General features: G+C 34.3%; 6 protein-coding genes and 1 pseudogene. 3 read left to right on the forward strand and 4 right to left on the reverse strand.

Annotated elements, in window-relative coordinates; translation table 11 throughout:
* Positions 1-28: 28 nt before the first annotated feature.
* Complete coding sequence (locus A9G37_RS11675; protein ID WP_065575593.1) at positions 29-1,498, reverse strand: mannitol dehydrogenase family protein; 1,470 nt, start codon at positions 1,496-1,498, stop codon at positions 29-31.
* Positions 1,499-1,776: 278 nt separating this feature from the next.
* Here A9G37_RS11675 and A9G37_RS11680 point away from each other — a divergent pair, with 278 nt between their 5' ends.
* The 3 genes from A9G37_RS11680 to A9G37_RS11690 all read left to right on the forward strand — a co-directional run bounded on the left by A9G37_RS11680 (position 1,777) and on the right by A9G37_RS11690 (position 4,467).
* Complete coding sequence (locus A9G37_RS11680; RefSeq protein WP_065575594.1) at positions 1,777-2,538, forward strand: GntR family transcriptional regulator; 762 nt, start codon at positions 1,777-1,779, stop codon at positions 2,536-2,538.
* Positions 2,539-2,609: 71 nt separating this feature from the next.
* Positions 2,610-3,791: a mannonate dehydratase gene (uxuA, locus tag A9G37_RS11685; protein WP_065561441.1), complete on the forward strand. Its 1,182-nt coding sequence runs from the start codon at positions 2,610-2,612 to the stop codon at positions 3,789-3,791.
* Between the two features lie 244 nt (positions 3,792-4,035).
* A complete protein-coding gene (locus tag A9G37_RS11690) occupies positions 4,036-4,467 on the forward strand; it encodes a DUF3597 domain-containing protein (RefSeq protein ID WP_065575595.1) in 432 nt (143 codons plus the stop codon).
* Between the two features lie 104 nt (positions 4,468-4,571).
* On the opposite strand, the gene pth is transcribed toward A9G37_RS11690, so the two are convergent.
* From pth to A9G37_RS13730, 3 genes and pseudogenes are all read right to left on the reverse strand, one after another.
* On the reverse strand, positions 4,572-5,156 hold the full coding sequence (pth, locus tag A9G37_RS11695; RefSeq protein WP_065561443.1) for an aminoacyl-tRNA hydrolase: 585 nt from the start codon (positions 5,154-5,156) through the stop codon (positions 4,572-4,574).
* 72 nt (positions 5,157-5,228) lie between these two features.
* A complete protein-coding gene (locus A9G37_RS11700) occupies positions 5,229-6,176 on the reverse strand; it encodes a ribose-phosphate pyrophosphokinase (RefSeq protein WP_034915766.1) in 948 nt (315 codons plus the stop codon).
* Between the two features lie 142 nt (positions 6,177-6,318).
* Positions 6,319-6,866, reverse strand: a pseudogene (locus A9G37_RS13730) (IS30 family transposase).
* Between the last annotated feature and the right edge of the window lie 63 nt (positions 6,867-6,929).

Genomic DNA, 6,929 nt, shown 5'->3' on the forward strand with positions numbered 1-6,929 from the left:
TATTTAATCCACTCTTAGTTTAATAACCTTAGTTTGATAAATTGCTGACAGTTTGTTTTGCCCCATATTTCATTAAAGAAAGGTAATGTATTGTTACCTTTTCTTTAAATAATGCATTGCTCGGCAAATCTAACCCAAAGACAGCCTCTAGATGTAATAGAGCATTTACTCGTTCAACGCCATCGGTACTAGTTTTAACAATAGTTTGTAGTTTCTCACTCATTGGATCTCGTAAATCTATTGGCTGGTTATTATCATCAATGCCGCCGACATAGCGCATCCAACTCGCAACCCCTAAAGCTAGCAATGAAAAATCTGAACCATTTTTGATATGCCAACGGATTGAATCGAGCATTCTTTGAGGCAATTTTTGAGTACCATCCATCGCAATCTGCCATGTTTTATGTTTTAAAGATGGATTACTAAAACGTTCAATAAGTTTGTTTGCATATTGTTGCAAATTAACATGACTAGGGACGTGAAGTGTTGGTGCTTGTTGTTGCATCATCAATGTTAAAGTTGCTTTTTTATAATTAACATCATTCATGCAATCATTAATGTGCTCGTAACCAGCCAAATAGCCTAGGTAGGCTAAAAAAGAATGGCTACCATTTAGCATACGAAGTTTCATTTCTTCATATGGAACAACATTATCCACAAATTCAGCACCGACTTCATTCCAATTAGGGCGGTTAGTGACAAAATTATCTTCTATAACCCACTGAATAAAAGGTTCACAAGCAATACCACATGGATCAAACATACTGCCTAATGTATCTTCAATTTCAGTTAATGTTTCGGATGTTGCGGCAGGGACAATACGGTCAACCATAGTGCATGGGAATGTTGTATTAGACTCAATCCAATTTGCTAATTGTGGATCTCGAACGTTAGCTAATCCTAATATTGCTTTTTTTAAGACCAATCCATTTTCAGGAATATTATCGCATGATAAAGCAGTAAAGGATTTTAACCCTCGTTGCATTCTTCTATAAAGCGCCTCAACAATAACACCTGGAGCAGACATAGGCTTTGTTGGATTTGCTAAGTCAGCTTTAATTAATGCATTATTCAAATCTAATCCAGCTCCACTAGGTAACATGCAATATCCCTTTTCTGTTACTGTTAATGAAACAATTTCAACTACTGGATCCGTCATCTTTTCTAAAATTGCATCTATGCCATCTGTTGGTGCTAATAATGATTCTTTTACGCTACCAATAATAAATGCTTCTTTTGATGTTGCACCTTTTTCTAACACAGTATACAAATGGTCTTGTTTACGAATTTCATTAATTAATTCTTCACCACCAACAATATTAACTTCACAAATACCCCAGTCACAGCTTCCCTTGTTAAGTAAACGATCGGTCAATAACGCTTGATGAGCACGGTGAAAAGCACCGAATCCCAAATGAACAATTCGTGAGGTTATTTTTTGCCGATCATATAAAGGTCTATGTTGGATTGATTTAGGAAGATTTAATAAATTTAACATTTTATTCACCGTGATTATCTGTTTAATTACTTTATTGGTTAGACATGTTTTCATTTGTTGGCAAACATTTCATCCCAATTTTTTCTTTTTTGCGATATAAATCACATTTTTTGGTTTATTTTATATATGATGTTCAAAAAAAATCTATAATACGAAACTATATTGGCATGCCAATTATGAAATTAAATCAATTTATCCCATAATTGACTTATAGTACTTGTAATAATTAGCGTATAATTACTCAAATTAGACCGAAATTAGAATAAGGATTATAAATAATGCTAACAATTAATCGGCTATATCAAGAAATTGGTAATGAACTTAAATCACTATTAAAAGGTGGTACCTATAAAATTGGTGACCGATTACCGCCAGAAAGAGATATTGCAGAGACATTTAATGTAAGTAGAACCGTAGTAAGAGAAGCGTTAATTATGCTAGAACTAGAAAATCTAGTCACTGTCAAAAAAGGTTCTGGTGTATATGTAATTGGTTTACCAAATGAAATATTATCAGAAACAGATAAAAAAATTGAAGAAGAGGATTTTGGCCCTTTTGAACTATTACAAGCTAGACAATTAATTGAAAGTAATATTGCCGCTTTTGCCGCTTCGCAAATTGTAAAATCAGATATTATTGAGTTAAGAGCTATTTTAGAACAAGAACGACAAATTTTAGAACAAGATATTTTAGATGATTATAGTGCAGATGAAATGTTTCATATTGCAATAGCAAGAGCGACCAAGAATTCAATACTTGAAAGTCTGTTAAATGATTTGTGGCAAAAACGTACCGTTAGCAAAATGTGGGGGCAACTACACAGTCGAATTACTGATCATAGTTATCGAAAAAAATGGCTTTATGATCATGAAAAAATTTTACAAGCGTTACAGGTAAAAGATGCAATGGCCGCACGTCATGCTATGTGGCAACATTTAGAAAATGTTAAACAAACATTAATGGCAGTTTCGGATAGCGAAGATCCAAATTTTGATGGTTATTTATTTGACTCAATTCCGGTTAACATTGTTAATCAATAGATAATAATCAGCATTGTTTATAGATCTTTATTATTTTAGAAAAACAAAATGAAATCGTGAAGGAGATTTATATGGAACAAACGATGCGTTGGTTTGGACCAAATGACCCAGTATCATTAGATGATATTAAACAAGCTGGAGCAACTGGAATTGTTACAGCTTTACACCATATTCCCAATGGAGAAGTTTGGACCATTGAAGAAATTCAAAAACGAAAAAATATTATTGAAGAAAAAGGATTAACATGGTCTGTTGTAGAAAGTATTCCTGTCCATGAAGAAATAAAAACCCATACAGGAAACGTTTTGCAGCATATTGAAAATTACAAACAGTCTATTAGAAATTTAGCAGCTTGTGGCATTGATACTGTTTGTTACAATTTTATGCCAGTTTTAGATTGGACTCGTACTGATCTAGCTTATGAGTTGCCTGATGGTTCAAAAGCATTACGTTTTGACCAAACAGCGTTTGCAGCATTTGATATCTTTATATTACAAAGACCCAATGCAGAAAAAGATTACTCAAAAGAGGATATAGCTTCAGCTAAATCTTATTTTGAAAAAATGACACAATCAGACAAAGATAAGCTTATCGCTAACATTATCGCTGGCTTACCTGGTGCAGAAGAAGGTTATTCTCTTGATCAATTTAGGGCACACCTTGCAACCTATGATGGTATTGATAAAAACAAATTACGTGAAAATTATGCCTATTTTTTAAAAGCTATTGTACCTGTTGCAGAAGAAGTTGGTGTAGTATTAACAGTACATCCTGATGATCCTCCTCGACCTATCTTGGGTTTACCTCGTATAGTTTCAACTATCGAAGATATGCAATGGATTAAAGATACAGTTGACAGTATTCATAATGGATTTTGTTTCTGTACAGGATCTTATGGTGTTCGTAACGATAATGATTTGGCAACAATGGCTGAAAAATTTGCTGATCGTGTTCATTTCATTCACTTACGGGCAACAGTTCGAGAAGAAAATCCATTATCTTTTCATGAAGGCGATCATTTAGCTGGTGATGTTGACATGTATGCCGTGATAAAGGCGCTCATTACAGAAGAACAGAGACGTAAAAAAGCAGGAATCAAACGCTCAATCCCTGTTCGTCCAGATCATGGGCATCAAATGTTGGACGATCTGAAGAAAAAGACAAATCCAGGTTATTCCGCCATAGGTCGCTTACGAGGTTTAGCCGAAATTCGTGGTGTTGAGTATGCTATTCTTCGAGCTTTTTTTAACTAATTGAACTAAATTAATCAATTATAATTAGTTAGTCAAAATTCTAATGCCCTTTTAAGGGCATTTTTTGATATAAAAGAATTTTTTAATATATTGATAAACACTTTATCGTAATACATAAAATGCTATTAATGCATAACAATTTTGACATTACATTCTTCTAAGCGCTATATTGGATGTGATCTTTTCTACATCTATATCGTTAAGCAGTTTTTTTAAAGCAGTTTAAATTTAAAGGAGATGTAATATGAACATTTTAAATAACATTTTTTCCAAAGTATTTCCAAGTGCTCAAGCAACAGTAGATAATGCAGTTGATGCTGTGAAGGATAAAGTTGAAAATATCACCGCATCTGTTAAAAATACAGTATCGAGTGGTTCAGAGAAAGTCCAAGATAAAGTAGAGCAAAGCGCATCCGCAACTAATGTTGATGTTTCCTCTATTCTCGATAATTTAGCTAAAAAGCATCCTGAAACGCTTAACTGGAAAACATCTATCGTTGATCTATTGAAATTATTAGGTATAGATAGCAGTTTAGATGCACGAAAAAATTTAGCGAAAGAACTGAATTATCCAGGCAATACTGATGATACCGCAGCAATGAATACATGGTTAATTAAAGAAGTAATGAAAAAAATTGCTGAAAAAGGTGGTAATGTAACTCATCTTTTCTCTTAAAAGAGAATATTAAGAAAATTAAATCCACCTAATATTTTAGGTGGATTATTTAATTAAGATATAGAATTATCTATTGTTACGTTATTGAAAATTCAATAATTTAACTAAGCTTTAAAAGCATGTAACTTGTTCATTGCAACGTCTATTCCATCAGACAATAAGATATCTGTACAACGCAAAGATTCGTCAATAGCTTTATCAATTAATTCCTGTTCAGGTTTAGATGGCTTATTTAAAACATAACCAACAACTTTATTTTTATCGCCAGGATGTCCAATACCAATTCTTAACCGATAAAAATTTAAATTATTTCCCAATTTACTAGCAATATCTTTTAGCCCATTATGCCCACCATGACTACCACCAAACTTAAGTTTAGCTATTCCGGGATTTAAGTCGAGTTCATCATGTGCAACTAAGATCTCTTCTGGCTTTATTTGGTAAAATGTCGCCATAGCTTGAACAGCTTTACCACTTAAATTCATGAAAGTAGTTGGAACTAATAAACGTACATCATGACCTGAAATGTTGATTCGTGATGTGTAACCGAAAAATTTTTGTTCATTTTTTAATGATTGATTATAACGTTCAGCCAATTGCTCAACAAACCACGCACCTGCATTGTGCCTTGTTGCTGCATATTCATTTCCGGGATTGGCGAGTCCTACAATCAGTTTTATCGTTGTCATAATATTTTTATTGTCACTGATTTTATCGAGAAAAATGCCCCAAAAGGGGCATTATAGCAATGATAAAATAGGTTATTGATGGAACATTGCTGAAATTGATTCTTCGTTACTAATTCGACGAATTGCTTCAGCAAGCATACCTGATAATGTTAATTGGCGAACATTTTTCAATGCTTTTACTTCAGCCGTTAATGGAATTGTGTCACAAACAACAATTTCATCAATAGCACAGTTTTTAATGTTACTTACTGCTTTACCTGAAAATATCGGGTGGGTAGCATAAGCAAATACTCTTTTTGCACCTCGCGCTTTTAAAGCATCAGCTGCTTTACAAAGTGTTCCTGCAGTATCAATCATATCATCAACTAAGATACAATCTCTATCAGCAACATCACCAATAATATTCATCACTTCTGCTTCATTGGCACGTTGACGACGTTTATCAATAATTGCCATATCAGTATCATTAAGTAGTTTAGCTATCGCACGAGCACGCACCACTCCGCCAATATCAGGGGAAACAACAATTGGACGATCAAACTCACGTTGTAGCATATCTTCTAAAATAACTGGGCTACCAAATACATTATCAACAGGTACATCAAAGAAACCTTGAATTTGTTCGGCATGAAGATCAACGGTTAATACCCTATCGACACCAACAGTTGATAGAAAATCAGCAACAACCTTAGCTGTAATAGGTACACGAGCCGAACGAACTCGACGATCTTGCCTTGCATAACCAAAATAAGGAATAACAGCAGTAATACGACCAGCAGATGCTCGGCGCATTGCGTCGATCATAACTAATAATTCCATTAAATTGTCATTGGTAGGAGCACAAGTTGATTGAATAATAAAAACATCTTCACCACGGACATTTTCATTGATTTGGACATTAACTTCACCATCACTAAAACGGCTTACCACAATGTCACCAAGAGAAGTATAAAGACGATTAGCTATACGTTTTGCTAGTTCTGGTGTGGCATTACCAGCAAAAAGCTTCATATCAGGCACGAGAAATCCTCAAGCATGTATTCATGATTACTTTATTCGTAATCGGTTAAACTGGGGCTATAATTATATAATCATTTATCGATTATGCTCAACTACAATATAAAAATATATTGAAAATATTTGATATATTTTTATAAATCACCTAGATTACACCATGAAGTGCAATTCTTCTTAGCTCCTTAGAATAAAAATCGGCAGGGCTTTTAAACTTATGCCGTTTTCTTGGGCGTGTGTTCAATAGATATTGAATTTTCTTTATCTGTTTGTCGTCAACTAATGAAATGGCCGCTGACTTAGGTATAAACTGACGTATTAAGCCATTGGTGTTTTCATTTGTGCCTCTTTGCCAGCTTTTATAAGGCTCCGCAAAGTACACGTGGTATTTAAATAATGCTCAATAGCATGATGATAATTAAATTCGGTTCCATTATCAAAGGTGATGCTTTTAACCATTTTTTTAAACGGCGTTGGCAATTTTATTATCATATCTCTCGTTTCGGAGGCGGTACGTTGATTGAGGCGCCCAATTAATACTAGCCCTGTTTTGCGTTCAACTAATGTCACCAATGCTTGCTTGTCTTTACGGCTAATAATCGTATCTCCCTCCCAATGTCCTCGCGTTTTCCGGCTTTCTACATAACTTGGACGTTGTTTAATTGACCGTTTATAACGGCGGTCTCCTTCTTTAATACTCGGTGCCTTACAATGCCTATAGGCTTTGCCTTTTCGCCTTAGATAAGGTTTGAATTGTTC

Origin of the sequence: Gilliamella sp. GillExp13 (assembly GCF_001690815.1) — a bacterium.
GTDB lineage: Bacteria > Pseudomonadota > Gammaproteobacteria > Enterobacterales > Orbaceae > Gilliamella > Gilliamella bombi.

Excerpts from the sequence above, each read along its gene's own strand:
- A9G37_RS11675 (WP_065575593.1), bottom strand. The coding sequence starts at position 1,498 with ATGTTAAATTTATTAAATCTTCCTAAATCAATCCAACATAGACCTTTA.
- A9G37_RS11680 (WP_065575594.1), top strand. The coding sequence starts at position 1,777 with ATGCTAACAATTAATCGGCTATATCAAGAAATTGGTAATGAACTTAAA.
- uxuA (WP_065561441.1), top strand. The coding sequence starts at position 2,610 with ATGGAACAAACGATGCGTTGGTTTGGACCAAATGACCCAGTATCATTA.
- A9G37_RS11690 (WP_065575595.1), top strand. The coding sequence starts at position 4,036 with ATGAACATTTTAAATAACATTTTTTCCAAAGTATTTCCAAGTGCTCAA.
- pth (WP_065561443.1), bottom strand. The coding sequence starts at position 5,156 with ATGACAACGATAAAACTGATTGTAGGACTCGCCAATCCCGGAAATGAA.